20 protein-coding genes are annotated in these 19951 nt (G+C 42.2%); 12 read left to right on the top strand and 8 right to left on the bottom strand.

The features are described 5' to 3' along the window. Positions 1-39: 39 nt before the first annotated feature. Positions 40-309, bottom strand: coding sequence for a DUF3072 domain-containing protein (locus tag AC570I_RS18955; protein WP_497406732.1), 270 nt, complete (start codon positions 307-309; stop codon positions 40-42). A 449-nt stretch (positions 310-758) separates the two neighbouring features. Here AC570I_RS18955 and AC570I_RS18950 point away from each other — a divergent pair, with 449 nt between their 5' ends. From AC570I_RS18950 to AC570I_RS18920, 7 genes are all read left to right on the top strand, one after another. Further along, positions 759-1982: a hypothetical protein gene (locus AC570I_RS18950; RefSeq protein WP_497406731.1), complete on the top strand. Its 1224-nt coding sequence runs from the start codon at positions 759-761 to the stop codon at positions 1980-1982. Then, positions 1979-2494 (top strand): hypothetical protein, encoded by a 516-nt coding sequence (locus tag AC570I_RS18945; RefSeq protein ID WP_497406730.1) that lies wholly within the window; start codon positions 1979-1981, stop codon positions 2492-2494. The genes AC570I_RS18950 and AC570I_RS18945 overlap by 4 nt, the downstream gene beginning before the upstream one ends. Positions 2495-2639: 145 nt before the next feature. Beyond that, a complete protein-coding gene (locus AC570I_RS18940; protein WP_497406729.1) occupies positions 2640-3155 on the top strand; it encodes a PH domain-containing protein in 516 nt (171 codons plus the stop codon). Between the two features lie 90 nt (positions 3156-3245). Beyond that, positions 3246-3539: a hypothetical protein gene (locus AC570I_RS18935; RefSeq protein WP_497406728.1), complete on the top strand. Its 294-nt coding sequence runs from the start codon at positions 3246-3248 to the stop codon at positions 3537-3539. Then, a complete protein-coding gene (locus tag AC570I_RS18930; protein WP_497406727.1) occupies positions 3530-4762 on the top strand; it encodes a redoxin family protein in 1233 nt (410 codons plus the stop codon). Before AC570I_RS18935 ends, AC570I_RS18930 begins: the two co-directional genes overlap by 10 nt. A gap of 678 nt (positions 4763-5440) precedes the next feature. Then, complete coding sequence (locus AC570I_RS18925) at positions 5441-6139, top strand: DUF421 domain-containing protein (protein WP_497406726.1); 699 nt, start codon at positions 5441-5443, stop codon at positions 6137-6139. Between the two features lie 233 nt (positions 6140-6372). After that, positions 6373-6924: a hypothetical protein gene (locus AC570I_RS18920; RefSeq protein ID WP_497406725.1), complete on the top strand. Its 552-nt coding sequence runs from the start codon at positions 6373-6375 to the stop codon at positions 6922-6924. 31 nt (positions 6925-6955) lie between these two features. Here AC570I_RS18920 and pncB read toward each other — a convergent pair whose 3' ends face one another. Then, positions 6956-8143 (bottom strand): nicotinate phosphoribosyltransferase, encoded by a 1188-nt coding sequence (pncB, locus tag AC570I_RS18915; RefSeq protein ID WP_497406724.1) that lies wholly within the window; start codon positions 8141-8143, stop codon positions 6956-6958. A 221-nt stretch (positions 8144-8364) separates the two neighbouring features. Here pncB and AC570I_RS18910 point away from each other — a divergent pair, with 221 nt between their 5' ends. From AC570I_RS18910 to AC570I_RS18900, 3 genes are all read left to right on the top strand, one after another. Continuing rightward, positions 8365-8856, top strand: a complete 492-nt coding sequence (locus AC570I_RS18910) for a hypothetical protein (protein ID WP_497406723.1) — start codon at positions 8365-8367, stop codon at positions 8854-8856. 112 nt (positions 8857-8968) lie between these two features. Beyond that, a complete protein-coding gene (locus AC570I_RS18905) occupies positions 8969-9436 on the top strand; it encodes an Lrp/AsnC family transcriptional regulator (RefSeq protein WP_497406722.1) in 468 nt (155 codons plus the stop codon). 9 nt (positions 9437-9445) lie between these two features. Beyond that, on the top strand, positions 9446-10171 hold the full coding sequence (locus AC570I_RS18900; protein ID WP_497406721.1) for a DUF1826 domain-containing protein: 726 nt from the start codon (positions 9446-9448) through the stop codon (positions 10169-10171). A 16-nt stretch (positions 10172-10187) separates the two neighbouring features. Here AC570I_RS18900 and AC570I_RS18895 read toward each other — a convergent pair whose 3' ends face one another. Together AC570I_RS18895 and AC570I_RS18890 are read right to left on the bottom strand one after the other, a co-directional pair. Continuing rightward, entirely contained in the window at positions 10188-10682 is a 495-nt protein-coding gene (locus AC570I_RS18895; RefSeq protein ID WP_497406720.1) for a DUF416 family protein, read from the bottom strand. A gap of 47 nt (positions 10683-10729) precedes the next feature. After that, positions 10730-13072, bottom strand: coding sequence for a mechanosensitive ion channel family protein (locus tag AC570I_RS18890; RefSeq protein WP_497406719.1), 2343 nt, complete (start codon positions 13070-13072; stop codon positions 10730-10732). A gap of 234 nt (positions 13073-13306) precedes the next feature. Here AC570I_RS18890 and AC570I_RS18885 point away from each other — a divergent pair, with 234 nt between their 5' ends. Together AC570I_RS18885 and AC570I_RS18880 are read left to right on the top strand one after the other, a co-directional pair. Further along, complete coding sequence (locus AC570I_RS18885) at positions 13307-14494, top strand: glycosyltransferase family 2 protein (protein WP_497406718.1); 1188 nt, start codon at positions 13307-13309, stop codon at positions 14492-14494. Then, on the top strand, positions 14491-15312 hold the full coding sequence (locus AC570I_RS18880; protein WP_497406717.1) for a galactosyltransferase-related protein: 822 nt from the start codon (positions 14491-14493) through the stop codon (positions 15310-15312). Before AC570I_RS18885 ends, AC570I_RS18880 begins: the two co-directional genes overlap by 4 nt. Here AC570I_RS18880 and AC570I_RS18875 read toward each other — a convergent pair. The 4 genes from AC570I_RS18875 to AC570I_RS18860 all read right to left on the bottom strand — a co-directional run bounded on the left by AC570I_RS18875 (position 15309) and on the right by AC570I_RS18860 (position 19903). After that, positions 15309-16352 carry a glycosyltransferase gene (locus AC570I_RS18875; RefSeq protein WP_497406716.1) on the bottom strand — a complete coding sequence of 348 codons (1044 nt, stop codon included), beginning with the start codon at positions 16350-16352 and terminating at the stop codon, positions 15309-15311. The two genes, AC570I_RS18880 and AC570I_RS18875, sit on opposite strands and share 4 nt — an antisense overlap. Positions 16353-16354: 2 nt before the next feature. Then, on the bottom strand, positions 16355-17593 hold the full coding sequence (locus tag AC570I_RS18870) for a PIG-L family deacetylase (RefSeq protein WP_497406762.1): 1239 nt from the start codon (positions 17591-17593) through the stop codon (positions 16355-16357). Between the two features lie 82 nt (positions 17594-17675). Beyond that, entirely contained in the window at positions 17676-18815 is a 1140-nt protein-coding gene (locus AC570I_RS18865) for an acyl-CoA dehydrogenase family protein (protein ID WP_497406715.1), read from the bottom strand. Further along, positions 18812-19903 (bottom strand): glycosyltransferase, encoded by a 1092-nt coding sequence (locus tag AC570I_RS18860; protein WP_497406714.1) that lies wholly within the window; start codon positions 19901-19903, stop codon positions 18812-18814. Before AC570I_RS18860 ends, AC570I_RS18865 begins: the two co-directional genes overlap by 4 nt. Positions 19904-19951 lie beyond the last annotated feature (48 nt).

Raw genomic sequence — 19951 nt, 5'->3', positions numbered from 1 at the left:
TAACTGGAAGCAATTTTCTTTGATTCCAGTTATGCTTTATTATTGGTCGTTATTTAAACCACGGCCTGTTTTGTGCTGCAGTTCATCAATTCGTTTTGAAGCTTCAGATTTGGTGAGACTGTCATCAAATTCTTCTCCTGCCTCGTCAGAAAGTGTTTTCAGGTACGATCCCTGTGCGCCAGTCATTGGCTCATCGCCCGTGGTCCAGTCATCAGGGTTTTTAATGGTATTACTACCTGTTGTATCCAAACCAGTATTGGGAGCAGCCTGGTTGGTCTGCTGTTCGTTTTTTTCTTCGTTGTTAATCATAATATTGTAGTTGATGTGGTTACTTAACAAATAAAAACCAACCAAAGTTTCGCTTCATTCCCTCAAAGGGTAACAATATTATCACACATCGGGGTTTGCGGAGTTCACCATATCTAATCTTAATAATCTAAGATTTTATTCTCCATCTCCGATAAAGTAAATATGTCATCAAATTTAACGCAGTAAATCTAGCCAGTGAAGTTACACAGGTCTTCCAAGATGGGATGATACACCAGCCTATATCCGAATATATTGAAAGATAGCCGAAAATCGATATTCTGCACGATTTTTTATCGCTCAATTGGTCTTGCCCAAAAACGCGGTCAATCTGTAAATATGCTGATCCAATTTGCCTAAATGCCTTGCAAATACTTTGTGATAACAGTTTGATATGTATATCTTTAAATGGCCAAACGTCAACAGCATAGTAACAAACTACTAAAGCAATCATGATTCGAAAACATTTTGACATGCCTTCAGCGGTGAAAAACGAGTTAATCCAAAAACTCCTGGCTAACCGTATTTCTCGTGATGAGCTCGATGTTCTGCGCGCTGAGATTGACGAAATTGATCTCGCAAACATCATTCAGCAAATTTACGACCTCAATATCGAACAGGTTCGTAAACTTGCTGCGTTGGCGCCGGTGATGAGCTGGGTTGACAAATTGAAAAACAGCAGGCGCAACCACCTTTTTGTAAAGAAAGTAAAAGCCAACTTCCGTAAACACATTGCAAAAAAGAACGGACTTAAAAACCGCGTAATTGTAGTGGAGGGAGATTCATGGTTCAATTACCCTGTTTTGCTTAGCGACGTAATTGATTGGATTTCAATGGAAGAAAATATGGCAGTTTATTCGGTGGCTTCTGGTGGTGATTGGCTCCTGAATATGATCAGTGCTAAAAAATATGTAGAACACCTGTCTACCTTGCAGCCCGATGTATTCATTATCAGCGGTGGCGGGAATGACCTGGTTGGGAATAACCGTATTGCCGCCATGGTAACTCACCTGGCCGATTCCAATGAATTCGAACACAGTGAATTTGCACAATACCTTTTCAAAACTGCTTCCCGTCCATTAAACGGCCAGCAACTGGCTGATTTCAAAGACGGCGCCAAATTCATATCCAAAGATTTTTATGCCTTGCTCGGCTTCTTCCAACTGCAATATTATTTCCTTATTAATGGTATCCTTAACTCCGGCAAAAACGAACCTGCAACAAGTAAATTTCCGGGTATTCAGATCATCACTCAGGGCTACGATTATGCCATTCCCAATGATCAGCGATGGGTAGGGTTAAATCCCTTTAAGTGGTACCGCACTTTCGCCCGTACCTTTCTGGGGCATGGTAGCTGGCTCAAAACACCACTTCAACTAAGAGGTATTTATGATTCCGGCGACCAGCGGAAAATCGTGTTCGCCATGATCTTCCTTTTCAACGAAATGATGATCGATATTGGGCGCATCTTCAAAGTAAGACTGGGGGATAACAGGGTGTTTCACATTGACTCCCGCGACAGCGTGGGCGAAAATGGCTGGACGGATGAACTTCACCCGCTGCCGGCCCATTTTAAAGAGACAGCCCAGGCATTTATTCAATGTATTAATAATCCTGATAAAACCGGCGATGCGGTAATCCGGGTTACTGATTTAAATAAGGAGAACAAGCCATGAAACATATATTCATTATAATATTATTTGTTTTGTCGGGCATCATGTATTTTCAGGGCAAAGTATTGCTGCGGGGCAGTGGTTATGGTCTACTTGATATTGAATTTGCCGGCAAGCAGAAAACTGCAGAGATCGTTCAAAGCTGGCACCAGCTATCTGAAGGCGACCAACAGCTCGTCACAATCGCCAGGAGAAATACGTATACCGACTTCTGGTTCATCCCGGTTTATGTACTCCTGATCATTACCTTATCAAACGCGAGAATGCAGCGTGAAAAGCGTTACTGGTTAAACGAACTCTTGCGGCTAAATTTGCTATTAGGAGTATTAGCAGGCAGCCTTGACGTTATCGAAAACCTTATGCTATTACATAATTTCCACTATCCTGGTATTGCTGAAACATGCTATAGCATTCAATACGTTGCTGGTGGTAAATTTGGTATGCTGGCGTTTGTCCTTTCCGTTTATGTGTTTTCGCTGGCTGTGCCTAAAAAGGGTTCAATACACGCGCGGTAGCGATCATCTTAATTTTGCTGTAATTCAAGTATATACTCCAATAATTCTCAATTTCTATTATATTTGAGATAGCCGGCTTTTCACCAAAAAGCCTTTTAAATAACGAACTCGAAAACAGCTCTCGCGAAGGATAGATCTTAACCCTATGGAATACAAAGCATCACTTGACACATTTGGTAAAATCATTACCGCAGGCGTATTAATTGTCTTCATCGCAATAGGGCAGAAGAACGTAAGCGCAATAATTTCATCAAATGGTGATGTCAAAACAACCCTGATACACGGCGGAGTTCTATTGCTCTTTGTGTTAACTGTTATCGGTAGTTATCTATACAGTACCGGGAAATATTCCGTTACCGGAGATACGCTTGTTATTCACCGTCTGATCGGTAACAGAGTAATTAAACTGGCCGACATTACAGAAATAAGATTTATTGATTCAACGGACTTTTCAGGAACCATCAGGACTTTCGGTAACGGAGGGCTTTTCGGTTACTATGGAAAATTTTATAACACTAAAATTGGCAGCATGACCTGGTATGTTACACAGAAGAAGAACCGGATTCTTCTTCGAACACTGCAAGGCGATAAGATCATTATTTCCCCCGATGATATTAGTTTGGTTGATTGTTTGAGGGATTCAACAGTCAATAATATGTAGTTCATATTTACTGATATTATTTTAAGCTATCAACATTCGCGAATAATGGGTCGAATTTGATAGATTTAATTTTTTCAAGTTTCAATGCTAATGAAGTATAACCACTCACTTCCACTCCTATTACTTCTGGCGTTATTGCTTACTTCCACATTTGCAAAGGGGCAGACCGATTATAGAATGTTAGATGTTCCGGCAGCAACAAAGATCAGAAAGTTAATCAAAATGATTGATGAGAATCCGGATGATGCTGAGGCGCATTACTGGTATCTCAATACAATGGGTAAGGATACTACGGCAGTTGAAATGCAGTATGTCTCATGGATGAAAATATTTCCGAAAACAGCGATGGTATCCTTTCAGCTTGCCATTACTACATGCAGCTAGATGTCGCAAAAGCCAGGCAATACCTGGGGCAAGCTATAAAAACAAATCCACAACTGATTAAAGGCTGGCAGGATTTATACCTGTTGTCGTACTTTGAAGGGGATAGGGACGCCACCTCCATTTTAAAAAATGCACTTGCTGCAAACCCTGGTAACGCTGAGCTGGCTTTTCGCTATGCTTACACTTTCAAACTTACCGATCCTGAACAATACCAGCAATCCCTAAAGAAGATTGCATCGAAAAAAAACATCGATAGATACAATGTAAAAGCAGCAAGTCTTTTAGCTGATATCAGTAATAGTTACCCTTATAAAAAAAAGTTATACGAGGGGATAAAAGAAAGGTATCTCTCAATTGATCCGGCTTATGCTTCTCAAGCCATGTTAAAGTATTATCTGCTATTGCTGGGAAACGAAACGGAAAAAACCATTCCGCTGATCCATTCTCTTTTAAAAATGAAGACCCGGCCTTTTGACTGGGGATCTCTATTATTAATCACCAAATCAGTCATGACTTCCCGCGAGTTGCTGGCTGCCGGAAAACCAGCCGAAGCACTGGCGGTATTACATAATATTAAAGCTCCGTATTTTATTAAAATTTCGAAACTTCCGTTATATGATATTAAAGCCGAAGCCATCGCTAAACAAATCGGGACACAACCTGCCATTGATAGCCTCATCCAGTTTTTCACAGAATCCCCTTCAACCGGAATATATAAGTCGATTTTAAAGTATGGAGCCGAGCTTGGCCAGGATTCTCTTGCTACTGCGTCTTATTTTAAAACAAAATTTTATTCTGATGTAAAACCTGCATCATTATTTAGACTTAAAAATTACTTTAATAGCGATTCAACTTCGCTCGATTCATTAAAGGGATGTACTATTCTCCTCACTTACTGGTATCCGAAATGCGGCCCTTGCCGTGCAGAGATGCCTTTTTTTGAAGAAACACTTAGTTTGCTTAATGACAAAAGCATCAAATACGTGGCAATTAATATTGTTCCGGATCAGGCCAATCAGGTGCATCAACTAATAAAACAGGAAAAACATAGTTTTATACCGCTCGAAGAAATCAAGTATCGAAATAAGGGAAATTTGGATAATCTAGGTGCTGCACCGTCCAATTTTATTATCGATAAAGCCGGGAATCTTATGTTCAGTAATTTTTTTATTGACGAGGATAACAGTGATGTTCTTAAACTCATGCTTGATTTGATTCGCTAACTCAAAAAACTTTTTGCAATTTAGAGTTTGAAAGGAAGGTGTATTTAAATAAGATATTAGAATTAATTCCATGCTCTCGTTGGTAGTCGATTATTAACGCATTTGGCATGGTAGACGAATACAATTGAGTGTGCAAAAAAAAACACTGATAATAAACTACGGTAACTAATTAAAATTTAGATTAACGTGCAGTATTTTTTCTCTTTTATTTGGTATACTTACCTCATTCAATCCATATCTGGCATTAACTTTTTCCACACGTTTTTCTAATTTTTGTTCAGGAGCGCTGGCCGAGTTGTTCGGGAGTTGTTCGGGTAACCTTGTAACCCGCTTAGGGAAGTGTTCGGGAAAGCTTCGGGAAACCTCCCGAAAAACTGGCAGAAAACTTCTGGAAAAGTTCGGGGCGAGTTCTGCACGGTCTCAGGTGGGGGCAGAACGCTTGCAAATGCCAACCCGAAGTTTTGTGGAATTTGGTATGAAGTTGTCTGGAAATGAAGCAATCGGTTCGCCAGCGGTCAGTCATTAGTTTCCCGACTCAAATCTTCCCAACCCATCACCCTGGTGTTCTGTGTTTCCACAATAGGAATAATCCCGTCTAACCCATTAAATGCTTTATCCACTTTGCCAGGTCTAAAACTAAATAGGGGCGTCAGTGGTTATGATCTCAAATCTATAGAGATGGTAACTTTAAATATAAACTGGACGGAATTTTTTATTGGTAAAGAGGACTGGGTATTTCTGCTGGAAATTGCGCTTCGTACGTTTGCCATGTATATTATCATTCTTTTAGGCCTTCGATTACTGGGCAAACGAGGGGTTAAACAGTTGTCTATTTTTGAGTTGGTGGTGATCATATCCCTAGGTTCAGCAGCTGGCGATCCCATGTTTTACAAGGAGGTTGGGCTAACGGTGCCTGTAGTGATCTTCGGCGTCATTGTCCTCAGTTACCGTCTTACGACTTTTCTAACCGCAAAAAGCCAGACTGCAGATGACATCATCGAGGGGAAGTGTACGTACTTAATAGAAGATGGTGAATTTTCAATTGATAATTTTAGTAAGGAGACCCTTGCCTACGATGAGTTTTTCGCCGAGCTCAGGCAATACGGCATCTCACATCTCGGGCAGGTAGACACGGCAATCCTGGAAACATCTGGGGCAATCAGCGTTTATTTTTTTGAGGATGAAAAGGTAAAGTACGGCCTTCCGATTTTACCGCACCTTTTCGATGCAAGCTGTGAGGAAATAACATCAGTAGATAATTATGCATGCTGCTTTTGCGGTAATGTAATGGAATTAGTCCCGGCCGAAAAACATATCTGTAAAAAATGTGAACATGCCAGGTGGGTAAGGGCCATTAGCGGAAAAAGGATTACGTAGGTTGGGGTACAAAAGAGGGGCGTGTTGGCGGACTTTTAGAATTGGAACCCAAAAGAAAACGGGAACCATCACGAATGATGATTCCCGTTCATCTAAATTAACGCTCTCGGTATATAATACGCTGATAATTCCGGTTTATTGTATTGAGCTGATTTTTTAACTGCAAAATATATTTTACTCAGGCTGTAGCAAAACTCATTCTCACCACGTTTCTAAAATAAAAACCGCTACATATGAAAAATATCGCTCTGAGAACCTGCACTTTGATCTTACTTTGTACAGTCATGTTCAGCTTAGGCTGTAAAAAAGGTAACAACCCGGTTCAACCTCTTGCTTCTAATTCTTTTCTGCCGATGCAGGTAGGCAATCTTTGGTATCATAACAGCCAGAACTACACAGAAATTAAAGACAGTGTATTGATTAATGGCAAGCTTTACTACAAGTTCTTTTCGTTGATTGGGGGCGATGCGGTAAGCATTTCTTACCTACACATCGATGAACAGGGAAAATTAATTGCCGGTGACCCAAAATATCCTGATTTAAGGGTTATTCGTGCTGATTTTAATGCCAAAGTAGGGGATAAGTTTTTTACCACCGGTGAGGGAGATGACACGGATAACCAGGTAACCGTAACTGAAAAAAGCGATTCACAAATGAGCTTTTCATTTGATGCCATTTATCATCCTAACCTTAAGGGGCACCCTTATGTAGTTAGTTATGTGAAAGGGCAGGGCTTTCCTGGTAACTGGACTAAACTTAAAATAAATGGGCTAACTTTGAAATAATTGCTGATCAGGCTGGAAACTACCACAGAAATCAGTCCATGATACTCAAAATAGTCTTCGCAGCCTCAATCATCGCAGGCTCTCCCGTATTTTTTTCAGGACTGTCTGATAGCTTCACCACTGATGTCCATCGTCCGTTAGTTTGCCTTGTTTCGGTCATTTTCACGACAATGTTCATTGGATTTAACCCTACATCGTTGCTCAGGTTAGTTCCTATGCCAAATGAAAAACCAATCTTACCTCTACAATATTCGGTAATTCGAGCAACTTTTTCGTAATCCAGCCCATCAGAAAAAATGATGGTCTTGCTCAATGGGTCAATACCCAGTTTGTTATAGTGGGCTATAATTTTATCTGCAAATTCAATTGGATTACCACTATCCTGGCGAACACCGTCAAAAAGTTTGGAAAACATTTTGTCGAAGTGTGTCAGGAAGACATCCGTGGTATAAGTGTCGGATAAGGCGATGCCGAGGTCGCCACGGAAGACATCAACCCAATGTTGCAATGCGGATACATTTGCCTGAGGAAAGCCATAAACCGCGGCATGGTACATAAACCATTCATGTGCATGGGTGCCGATAGGGCGGGTTTGATGTAGCATAGCTAGGTGGACATTGCTGGTGCCGACAAACATTTTTCCGCCTTCCCGGCTAAAGGTGTCAATCACCAGCTTTTGTACCTCATAGCTGTGCCTGCGGCGGGTGCCAAATTCGGCAACATTTACTCCCAGGGCGTTAAATTGCTTAGCCTTCGCAGCACTTTGCGAAATCAGCAACTCATCAGAAATTCTTTGGCCATTAGTCATTTCATAATAGAGCTCACAAATTAAAGCCATAACCGGTACTTCCCAAAGAATGCTGCGGTACCAGTGTCCTTCAATCTTGATGTCAAGATCAGCGCCGTGCTGTTTGATTGTTACTTCATTCGCATCATAGCGGTAACCAGACAGGAAATCGAGATAGAGCGGATCGAGGTAAGGACAGTTTTCCCTGAGAAATTGCTTTTCCTCTATGCTGAGCTGCAGGAGTTGCATATCCCGGATTCTTAACTGTAAAGCTTCGCCAAATCCATCAGGAAACTGATGTTTTCCTCTGTTGATGAAACTGTACCGCGCCATAGCCGACGGAAAAAGCCGTACGACGGCCTGCTGCATGGTAAACTTATAGAAATCGTTATCGAGTATGGATTTGTTAAATTGAATATGATGGGATCTCATTGCATAATAATTGATGTGGTGTTAACAGGAGTTTTGAAGTTTGGTTTTTCCTGCCGTAAATTTAGCTTCAAACTAAGTAAATAATCAGCATTATCCGAATTTAGAACCCATTGAACTGATTTACATACCTTTAAAACAAGGCTGTAAAACATATTTTTACCTGCCTTAAAACATAAATGCAGCCTAACTGTTTGGTGGGTAAATATTTTAATAAACGTATTATGAAAAAATTATTTACCATTTTGGGTTTACTATCTTGCTTTGCCTTGAGTTCAACTGGGGTTAGAGCACAGAATTACAAAACAGGACTGGGTTTGGGTGTTGATTTCGGAGACGGCCGTACACTTGTTGGTCCGTCTTTAAGACATCATTTTAACAGAAACACCGCTTTGCAAGGGGAAGTATTGTTTGGTGGTAACACCACAGTAATTCAGGCCTTTTTACAGTATAATGCGCCTATTAAAGGAGCAAGAGGCTTAGACTGGTACCTGGGCGGAGGTCCGAAAGTTCAAATTTACGACAGGAACAGGTACTTCTTCAATGATAACTATACCGCCTTTTATCTGGTTCCAATGGTCGGACTTGATTATAAGTTCAACGGTGCACCACTAGCTTTGGCCTTCGACTGGAGACCTGGTATTTATGTTGGTGATAACCCTTTTCTTGGAACAGAAGCCGGAAGGTTCGGTTTTGGGTTTAGATATACCTTTTAAGCAAATAGCTTAAACGCACTAAAATCCCTTGAATATGAAAATGTTCAGGGGATTTTTTGTCTTATGTCAGTTGTAAGCTTTAATTTAGCCGGAACTATATCCATTTAACGTTATGACACAGGGCGATTTAGATCAGGTAGATATTGAGATTCTGAAATTACTTCAGCACGATGCATCCTTAACCAACAAGGAGATTGCTCTGGAACTCCATAAGTCGATCGCTACCATTCATGAGCGCATCAGGAGGCTGAAAGATCAGGGATACATTAAAAGAATTGTGGCCATACTGGATAGAAAGAAGATTGATAGAAGCTTGATTGCCTTTTCACATGTGCTGCTGAGGGAACATACCGCCAGTACGCTGATCGAATTTGAAACTGAGGTGTCTAAGTTTCCTGAGGTAATGGAATGCCTGCAGATGACGGGCGCAAATGATTTTATTCTGCGTATTGCTACGCGGGATATGGACGCCTACCACGAGTTTTTACGGAATAAATTGGCTACACTTCCTAATATTACTACCGTGCAAAGTTATTTTGTGCTCAGTGAACCTAAAAGTGAAACAGCCTATCCGTTATAAACCTGATGAATGATTCCAAAAAAAAAATGTATGCTTGTGAGCAATGAATTTTTCGGTAAAGATCAGGTAGGGCTGGTCGATTCTTTTACTGACCTGGTAAATACTGATTTTTATGGTACGAAAAATGCCTTTTGCTGGTATAGAAACCTGAATGGAGATTTCGAAGAAATTGTGTCCAAGCTGCATTCACCTGAAAATATTATAGAGGTTTCGGCTGAGGATCTGATGGCGCTGAAACTATCAGAACAGGGGAACATTGCCAGGAAAATCATTCTCAAGGATTTGAAGGAGTTAACAGCATTTGGCGCATCCCCGGTGTTAAATTTACTAAAGAGTTATGACCGGGATGAAGAATTAGACTACTTTTCCACCGACGTATATTCATTTCATGTAGACCGCTCGCCCATTGCAACAGATACGTTTTTGTGTACCTATTACGGGGCCGCCAGCGATATTATTCCAAATAATCAGGTAGAACAAAAAGTGCTGATTCCTGAAATACGGGAGAAACTCAAAAAGTTACACGATGGTACGGAAGCAGAATTTGAAGAATTTCTGAAAGAATGTTTCTTCGACCTGCATTATCAGCCTAAACCAGGATCAATGCCACTTAATTTAAGCACAGGACACCTATGGCGACTCGCAGTAGATCATCCGGAACAAAAGCTATTGCCATGCGTACATAGGGCACCTATTGAAAGGGATGGGGAGCCCAGACTGCTGTTAATTTGTTAAAATTTATATTTAATATTTACTTTGCCTGTTCCAGTTGCAGTGTCCACTCAGCAATAATCATTGGATGCCGGGCCAGGTCATCTGCGGTTAAAGTGTTATCTTTTTCCTGAAGCTTAAAGTCGATGGTATCAATGATCATGTTGCTGATGTGCATCAAGTGCGTTTGATCCTGATCAAGCAAATATTCCAGTAACTCCCATACGGCACAGGCTGCATTGATGGCATAGCTCGTTAAAAAGTCACCAAACTCTTCGGTATCGGGGATTACCAGATCTAGCTCATCCATTAATTCATTGACCAACTGTTCATCTACCTCATCGTTCATCGCATAGCCGGTATAATCAATCGAACGCTTCAGTATTTCAGGGTTCCCCCACTGATACTCCTGAAAGAATTCAAGATAATCAGGATATAGACGTTTGCAGATATCAAGGCCGAAGGCAATTCTTTGAACCGGAGACAGCGATGCAAGTTGAATAGCCAGTTGACTAGAGAATTCGTTTAAATCCATGACTGTAAATTTATGCCTTAAAATTTCAAAGGTAAAAAAAAAGAGGATTACATTAGTTTTATCTGGGCATCCCGTGCAGCAACGATTAACTTTCTGAAGAAATTATTTTTAAATTCTGCTTCTATATAAATATTGCTGATCCAGGCCAGTACTTTGATTTCCATACTGTCGGCCACCACACTGTTTAAAAGGATTTCCGGCTTAAGATTTTTGACCACGTCGTCTGCTGATCCGAGTACCGTGTCAATGACCTTGTTGAGTTCATCTAAGTTGGTATCAGATGCCACCTTAAAAACGATTTCGGTTTTGATATAATCGTTACTCAGGGTCCAGTTCACTAAACGGCCTGAAAGCAGGTCGCCATTGGGAATGATAACTTCAGAACCTTGTGGCGTTAGCAACCTGCTCGAGCGGATACCAATATCACGAACCTTGCCCTTTTTGTCGGCTAACTCTACATAATCGCCAATCCGGAAGGGCTTTTCAAAAATCAGGATAATGCCCGAAACAAAATTATTTACGATGTTTTGCATTCCCAGTCCGATACCTACACCGAAGGCTCCTAACACGACGGTTAGTTTATCCATTGGTAATCCTGAAGCCATAACAGCCAGCAACACACCGATTACAATAATAATGAGTCTGGCCAGCGCCACTTTGGAACCTTTTTGCCCGCTATTTTCGGAGAAGGTAATTTTTTCTTCCCCAAATAGCAAAGGCACATGCTTTTGCAGTTTATTGGCGACATAGATAATGGCTACAAAGAACAGGATATTTCCAAAACTGAAATGAATGCTTCCGAAAACTCTAGGCTTCGACATGATATCGCCCAACCAGCTCCAGATACCGTTAATGATGGATAGATTAATGAAAAAGACCATCACCCAAAGAATAACGGAAAGCACAGAGAGGGCTTTTTTAAACTTCGATTGCGACTTACTGTGGTTTATCCTGGAGAAAATGCCATTGCTGCAGGAGCTGATTTTAATCTGAAGATCAAGGGCATCAAGCATGATTTGAACAAAGACGGCAAGTGAAATCAATTGAATTAATCCGATTACACCAGTAACACTCAGGAGTTTGGCCAGATCTACACGGCCAAATACATTCAGTATAATGGAAAGTAAATTTAACCCGATGAGCGCGACAATAACTAAACGGACATATTTTTTAGAAAAGGCTTTAAATGTTATTTTACGGTAGAGTTGAATGCCCAGATAAATGAAAAAAGCATTGATGCACACCAGTAGCAGCCTTAGTGGGAAACCATCATCTACAGCAGCACTACCAGCGATCAACAAAACATAGAGACCTAAAATTACTAACCAGAAACGAAGCTGAACTTTCTCAAGCGTATGCCAGAGATGTATAGTCATCAGTAGCAGGAGCAATAATGCAACTAACTCCACATATAGGGAGGGTGCATCGGGCTCAAACAGTGGTGTAATATTCAATAACACGATAAGCGTTGCAAGAACTGGGTAGGGGCGGATGTATTCAAAGCTGAGTTCACCAATCTTTCTTTTTATCGATGCCCTTTTGGCTGCACGGAAGTTTCGATGTACCCAAACGAAAAAGGCTATTGAAATAAGTATAGCCAGAAAACGGTTATCCCATGTAGAGTTGATAAAATACTTGAGGATTTGCTGCTGACCCCGGTAAGAGGCTACGATTAGGTTGCCGGTTGGCTTACCACTTTGGCTGCGCAATGGTGCTTGCCAGAGATAAGGATTCTGCTTGCTCAACGCCAGTCTACCAGATTGTTCCAGTCTTTCAGAAGTTTGTGCCCTGAGATTACTAATTACAATGCCCAGTGAAGAAGTTGCAGCCAGGAGTTTATTTACCTCTTCCAGATTTGTACCTGTTACCTTTCCGGCATCCTGAAGGCGGTTCTTGATATCGTTAATTTGCGACTGGTAAAGTAATTTCTGCTGCTCATTGCCAGAAGAAAGTTTTAAAAGCGAATCATTGCTGAGATCAAGAACTTGCTGCGACATGCGCTGAAGATCATTGCTGTTTTTTACCAGTACTTCAGTAATGCTCTTTAGCTTGGTGTCAGCATCCCGCAGAATGAGATCATAGCTTAACAAGCTCTTACTTTCAAGTTCTCCCTTTGCTGAAAATGATTGGCTAAGCGGTTCAATACTGGTGCGAACATCCGCTATGCGGCGGGAGGTTTCATCGAGGGCATAACCTTTTTTATTCGCTGCATTGATTTCAGTAATAGCGGATTGAGCAGTTTGAATCCTGAAAAGAAGCGTATCAGGAATGGTTTTAACGGAATCATTTTTTGTAGCAGGTATGCCTTGTGCAAAGCCCCCCTCAACGGCCAGGATGCAATAGATGGAAAACAATAAGATGATCAGAAGCGCTTTGCAGAATTTTTTCATATGTAAACGGAACGGAAAATTAAATCGACAACAGGCAGATGAAACCGGGGCTACATACTGACGGGTCGCCTGATGTATCTGATACTGAACCCCTCAACAGGCAGATTGTTTTGAAGATTTTTAAAAAGGCTATATCTCCATGTAAAACAGAACAGTAGGGATGCAACTAAAATTTTCAGAACTTTTGCATGAAATACATGTTCTCTCTTTAAATAACTAAGAATAAATACGCTTATGATCCATGGCCTCACTGATCAATACCCCAGTTTATTTCTGCATACCCCTAATCCGTTTCTTCGCTTATCGGTCATTGTTCCGGCTAAAGATGAAGCAGAATTTATTTCAACTACTTTAGATGCTTTACGCTTGCAGGTTGATTATTCAGGTCAGGCGATTTCAAAAGAGGTGTATGAAGTGTTGGTTTTGGCAAATAATTGTTCAGACCACACATTTGATATATGTAAAGCATATCAAGCGCAATATCCCGACTTCAACCTATTAGTTGAAAATGTACAGATTGCAACTGAACAGGCGCATATCGGTACAGTGCGGCGTTTGTTAATGGATGCTGCCTATGAGCGTTTGATGAATACTGCCGGACAAAAAGGCATCATTGTTTCCACTGACGCTGATAGCAATGTAGACCACCAATGGATTTTCCAGATATTAAGTGAAATGGAAAAGGGTGTGGATGTAGTTGGAGGAAGGATTATTCCAAAAGGTACGCCGACACTGGCTAAGCGCCATCATTTAAAAGATGTGGGATACCGATTTTTACAAACCCGGCTGGAGTCGGAACTCGATCCCTGCGAAAGCAATCCATGGCCACGGCATTTTCAGTGCTATGGCCCAAGCCTTGCTGTAACCTGTGAAATATACGACAGGGCTGGCCGGATTCCGGCAATACCATTTCTGGAAGACGAGGAATTCAGGAAAGCGTTAAAGCGGGTGGATGCCAAGATCAGACATTCGCCTAAAGTGATCATTTATACATCAGCGAGATTAACAGGGCGTGTGGATTTCGGTTTTTCGGTGCAATTGCAATACTGGAAGGAAATGACCAAACGTTGTGAGCACCAAATGGTTGAATCGTTTGATTGCCTCCGCATGAAACTAATGCTGAAAAATGAATTCAGATCGTTATGGAAAGCAGTGAAAGCGGGAAGGGAGATGACCATGGAAACCCACGCACTGGCATGTAAAATGGACTTTGAATTGGAAACCCTTAGTAGATGGCTAAACCAAGGGAAATATTTTGAAGCGGTATGGGAAGAAATTGAGTCGATTTTAACGAAGCGCTTAACGAAACTAATGCCATTGCAACCCATTTCAGATTCAATCAGGGAATTGAGGTCTTATTTTTCAGGCTTCAATGTAATCTCGAAATCAAGGTCATATGCGCAACCTGCAATCGCAGTATGAAGGTAAACGTATCAATTCTTACCCTGGTTAAGGGAAGAACAAAGGCACTTGAGAACCTGATTAACGGGCTTTCAGATAGTCAAATTCTTCCTGATGAACTAATTATCGTATTGATGAATGAATCCCTGCGAAAGCTTCCACCAACAGCATTTCCAGTCAAACAGGTTTCGTTTCAACATCACCATAAACTTCCGTTGGCAGCGGCAAGAAATGTTGCGGCCGCCAATGCACGGGGAGATTTGCTGATTTTTCTGGATACTGACTGTATCCCCGCCCCGGATTTAATTGTGGAATATTTATCGGGAGCGCAGCAGGGTATGCTTAATAACGGAGAAGTACGTTACCTGGGAAAAGGTGCTGTTGATCAGCCTGATTTTATCCGGCATATGGATGGTTTGAGTTCAGTTGATCCGGTTAGGAGCGGACTGAAAGAGTTGCCACATGAATTATTCTGGTCGCTGAACTTTGCCTGCTTTAAGTCGGACTTTAAGTACATTGGCGGCTTTGATGAATCGTTTACAGGCTATGGCGCAGAAGATACTGACTTTGCTTTTACCGCCAGAACCAGAGCAATTGGTATGAAGCTTATTCCCGCCATGGCATATCACCAGTATCATGAGCAATTTAGCCCACCCCTGAATCATTTTGAAGATGTGATAAAGAATGCAAAAGTGTTTTTTGATAAATGGCAAAAGTGGCCAATGGAAGGGTGGCTTAGTGCTTTCAAAGCCATGGGCCTAATCAAATGGAGCAGTTCTAGCCTCAGCATTTTGAGATTACCCTCCTCCATGGAAGTGGCAAAATCATTAAAACCTTAGTTATCAAAAAGGCGTTTTCCGGTCGATAAAATCAATCCGGCGGCTTTATCTAGTGCTGTCTCGTCTGTTACACCACTCCAATCAGGTAATTGCAATACAAGTCTTTGTATAAGCTCATTCCAGTTTTGCATATTCAAATCAGCAGGGTAAACGATTTCTATACCCATTCTTCCGGTAATTGAAAGCGCTTTTTCTACCTGTTCGTTAAAAGGCCGGTCCTCGGGAATGCCGATAAAACGCTTGTTCAATGAAGCCGTTTCCATTACAGTATTATGTCCGGTGTTTCCAATGATCAGTTCGCAGGACGATAGCAAATCAAAGGGATCCTCAACCTTGCCATGCCAGCAGGTATTTTGGGTATTATTGTCGGTATCAGGGCCGCCTATGATATGGAATTTATAATCCCTGGCTTGAGCAGCAATTTCCGAAATCAATGATGCATTGATGCTGCTCCCCCCGGCACCAATCAATATTGCAATGTTGTTTTTGACTATATCTTTAACCAGCGGCCGCGAAGAAAATCTGGAAAAACCTCCCGTGAAGAATGTTTTATCAAAGGTTTTGTCTTCCGGTTGATTGAACATTTCTATTGGAAAAGGTGCCAATAGTACCTCTGCACTTTGATAGGCCATTACATGCGGTAGATCGTCTCGTTTGCCGTGTTGCCTGATCACAATAGTAGGAATGCCAGACAGTCGCGCTAACAGTGTCACCTCCACCGACACATCGACAACCAGTAGGAGCGGATAACTATCCTTAAACACGCGCGTCATGATGTCCGTTCTGTTTCGAATGCCTGCTAAACCTAGTGGCGCGTAATGAAATGTTTGCGGCTGTTCGCTACTGGTTTCTGATAGGGCTTCTTCCTCACAATCAGGTGGTAAATGAATTACCTCAAACTGATCAGATGTATGAATGCTTGTCAGTCCGCTTCCCATGAGTATGATTTTCTGGCCTTGAAGTGCACTGACGATCTGTAGCGTTCGCATCAGGTGACCGGAGCCATGATGGTGTACGTAAAAAGCAATGGTAAATGACATATTTAATGATTTTGATAAACATCCATACGATAGTCGTTTGTGCGGGATGCCTCAAGGTGATAGAGGCCGGAGTCCATAAAAAGATCATGCACTTCATCTCCGGTGAGCGGGTAATCTGCTACGAAATGCGTCCAGTGAACAAGAATAAGTATTCCTCCGGGCTCAAGGGCCTTTGTTATCTGCTCCTTCGTCCGTTGCAGATCCATTTTACTCAGATAATATCCTACTTCACTCATCACAATGAGATCAAATCGGCCGACTGGAAAATCTTTTGGAATTCCACCTTTTATAAACTTCACTTGAGGTTGTGCGAATAGTCTTTTAACTGCCTTTTCAAGGGCAGTACTGCTTAAATCCATGGCAAGGAGCTGCCTGCAGTGTGGGGCAAGCATGCTGGTGAGCACCCCGATGGAGCAACCGATCTCTAAAGCATTATCATAAGCTCTCTTCGGTATCGCTGCTATTGTGGCGCCGTACTTAGCTTTTTCGTAAGCACTTTTTTCAAAATCCCAGGGATCCTCGTGCTGCAGGTACATATTTTCAAAATATGTTTCGTTTAGTGTATTGTCCGGATTTATCTTTTTGCGTTCCATAAAATACTCCTTCCCCTGCGTAAAATTAGCAATAACTTCCGGCAAAAGGATGAAACCATCGGGATCGTCATCGATCAGCATGCTGGTCTGCGAAACATGAGCGGCAATGCATTCCGATTTTAGCACCAGAAATTTTCGTACATCCAAAGACAGCAGCTCGCCCTTTTCAAGTGCCGGAATATCTGACGCGATTGCATTTTCATATAACCAGATCGGATATTCCCATAAAACCGGACGGGCAATAGCGGCGCGCTCCAGGGATGAAATCAGGAGCTGATGGGTTGCCCGGTGATCACAGTGTGGATCAAGTTCATAGGGAAGGAGAATAAGGTCAGGTTGGATCAGTTTAAGGTCGCTCACTAAAAGGCTCACCAGGTTATCAAAACCTTCCTGCCCTTTTGCGGGCATCGATGCGTCCTGGGCGTGGTAGCAGCGTAGATTCTTTAAGTTCACTTTGAGTAATCTCAGCGCATGCCGAAGTTCCTCCAGCCGCAACTGGCTGAGTTTGGCAGCAGGATATTTTTTTGAACCGGGATGGGAGCGGCTTCCATCGGTAGTTAATATGATGTGGACGTCCGTGCCATTTTCGATTAGACTTGAAATCAGTCCTGCGCATGCCAATGATTCATCATCTGGATGAGGCACCATAATGAGACAACATCTTATTTCCTTGAGTCTTTCTTGCTCCAAAGAAACAGCCGAGGACCAGAATTTCTCTTTTTCGAATACATTAGTCATTAAAGCCTCCGGGATTTTGAATAAAGAACTCGGCTATTTTAAGGCGTGTAGCATCCGGAGCAGGCTGCCGGAGATAGAAGCTGAGATCGCGGAAGATGCGCTCCAGAGGATAAGGAGCCATTAGTCCCCGCGCACCCACGCAGCGGTTACTTTCTTCCATTACTTTTAAACAGCTTTCTTCTATATTTACCCTGGTCATGTTGGCAAATGCAATCAGATCTTGTGTCCGTGTATAATCAATAACCCACTCATCATAATATCTACCCGATTGCTTCAACCAAAGATTTCCGGTTGTTACCTCCGAACAGATCCTGGAAATCCGGAGTTGCTGAAACGGATCTTCGGTACGGTTAAGTGCTTTCAGGTATTCAATTGTGCTTTCCATGATCGCTTCTGCTCCGCCTAATTGAACGGCTGCAAAGCGTATGGCGCCACCACTAAAATGAGGTTGGTTTAAATAGATTCCTGGTTGCCCAAGTAAATCACAATCCCTAAAGTTATATCCTGAAAAGTTTACCTTAAAACTTCCGGATGCTTTCATCCCGAGCGGTTTCCAGCTTTCACGATCGATATTTTCATCACTTATCTTCTCCATATCCACGATGAGCATTTGCCAGCCTTCGTTTTGCGCCGTTTTGATGTTGCCCGTGATGAGTGCTTTATTAACCAGCGATGCTCCGGAACAAAAGGTTTTGCTCCCACTGATGATATAGGACTCGTGATTGCAATTAATATTAATGCCATCGGCACCCTGCGTGTTCCAGATTCCAAACAAATCTCCATTTTCCTTCACGCCATTGTACCATTTTTCCTTTTGTTGAGTATTGCCATACAGGTGAATTAAATATAAGGTGTTGATATGGCCCTCAAAGATCCTTCCTACAGAAAGATTCGCTTTTCCAACATCCTTTAGTAATTCGAGTAAGACTGGCGTGTTGGGTGTATTGAAGTCGAGTGCATTGCCAGGAAGTACTACTTCCAGTGCGCCACATTCGCGCAACAATTCAAACTCCTGAACCGGACCCAGCGGGCTGTGCTCTGTGGTATTAGCAAGCTTCGCGATGCTTTTGAGGGCGGCTTCAAAATGCACCCTTTTAAATGTTTTTACAGGAGCTGTTTGGCTGATGTTCATATCGTATTAATGAGTTTATTATTCTTATTAGCTGTGGATTCGAGCTGTTCTTCGTATGCAGCAATCATTGTATCGAAGCTGAACCTTTGCAGCGCATATTTTCTGATATCCGAGCGGTTAAGTTTTTCAGCCTCCAGTATCGCCTCTGCAAGCTGATCTACATTTCCGCCCGCTGCAAGTACACCTGTATGGGGGGCAATGATTTCGGGAAGTGCGCCCATTCTAAAACCGGCAATAGGCGTACCGCAGGCCATGGCTTCTGCTGCAACAAATCCGAATGGCTCTTCCCAGCAAGGGGTAATCAGGCATACAGACGCATTACCAATCTCCCGGTTCAGCGACGGCTGATCCAGAAGTCCAAGGAAAACAAGGTCATCGCCCATAAGGGGCTCTATTTTTTGTTTATAATATTTTTCATCAGCGATACCACCAGCAATTCGCAACGGGATTTTTGCCGCTCTGGCAGCGGCGATAGCAAGGTGAAGTCCTTTATCAGGATGAATTCTTCCAAACCAAAGGGCGTACCTGTCGAGGCCGGATTCAGGATAAAAATCCCACTTTTCGATTTTAATTCCATTCAGGATAACATTGCACTGATTGACTAATCCGCGCCAGTTTTCAGCACTTTTTCTGGAAACCGTAATGTAATCAATTATGGGTTTCCGACGTTCAGCAGCAATGGCCAGCTCAAGTTCATAAAATGGAGGCGTGTGCAATACGGTTACTATTGGTGTATTTACAATTGTTGCCATGGTGATGGGAACATAGTGAAGGCTGTTATTGAAAATTACATCAAAACCATATTGGTCAATTTCAGTCATTAACCTGAAATAGGCATGGTGTTCAGCGATGTACTCCGAAGGCAGATCCTTCATTTTCCTCCGCTGTCCGGTCAGTTCATCATAGTGATCATCTGTAAGTATCGGTACTAGTGGTAGGGAAGGATCTGAAGATGAACTCGCAAACAAGGTAACGTCATGCCCGCTGGATTCTAAGGCAGTTGTGATATGGTGTGTAAAAACTTCCAGTCCGCCGGCAAATGGCGCACGGATGGGGTGTTTCAGGTGTGAGATGATTCCGATCTTCATGTTGAGGGGATAGCGATGTGCTTTTTCCTTAAGAAGACAGTGTAAACA

Source organism: Pedobacter sp. A2324 (assembly GCF_059693705.1).
Note: the sequence above shows the minus strand (reverse complement) of the source record. Positions and strands in the feature narration are given on the sequence as shown.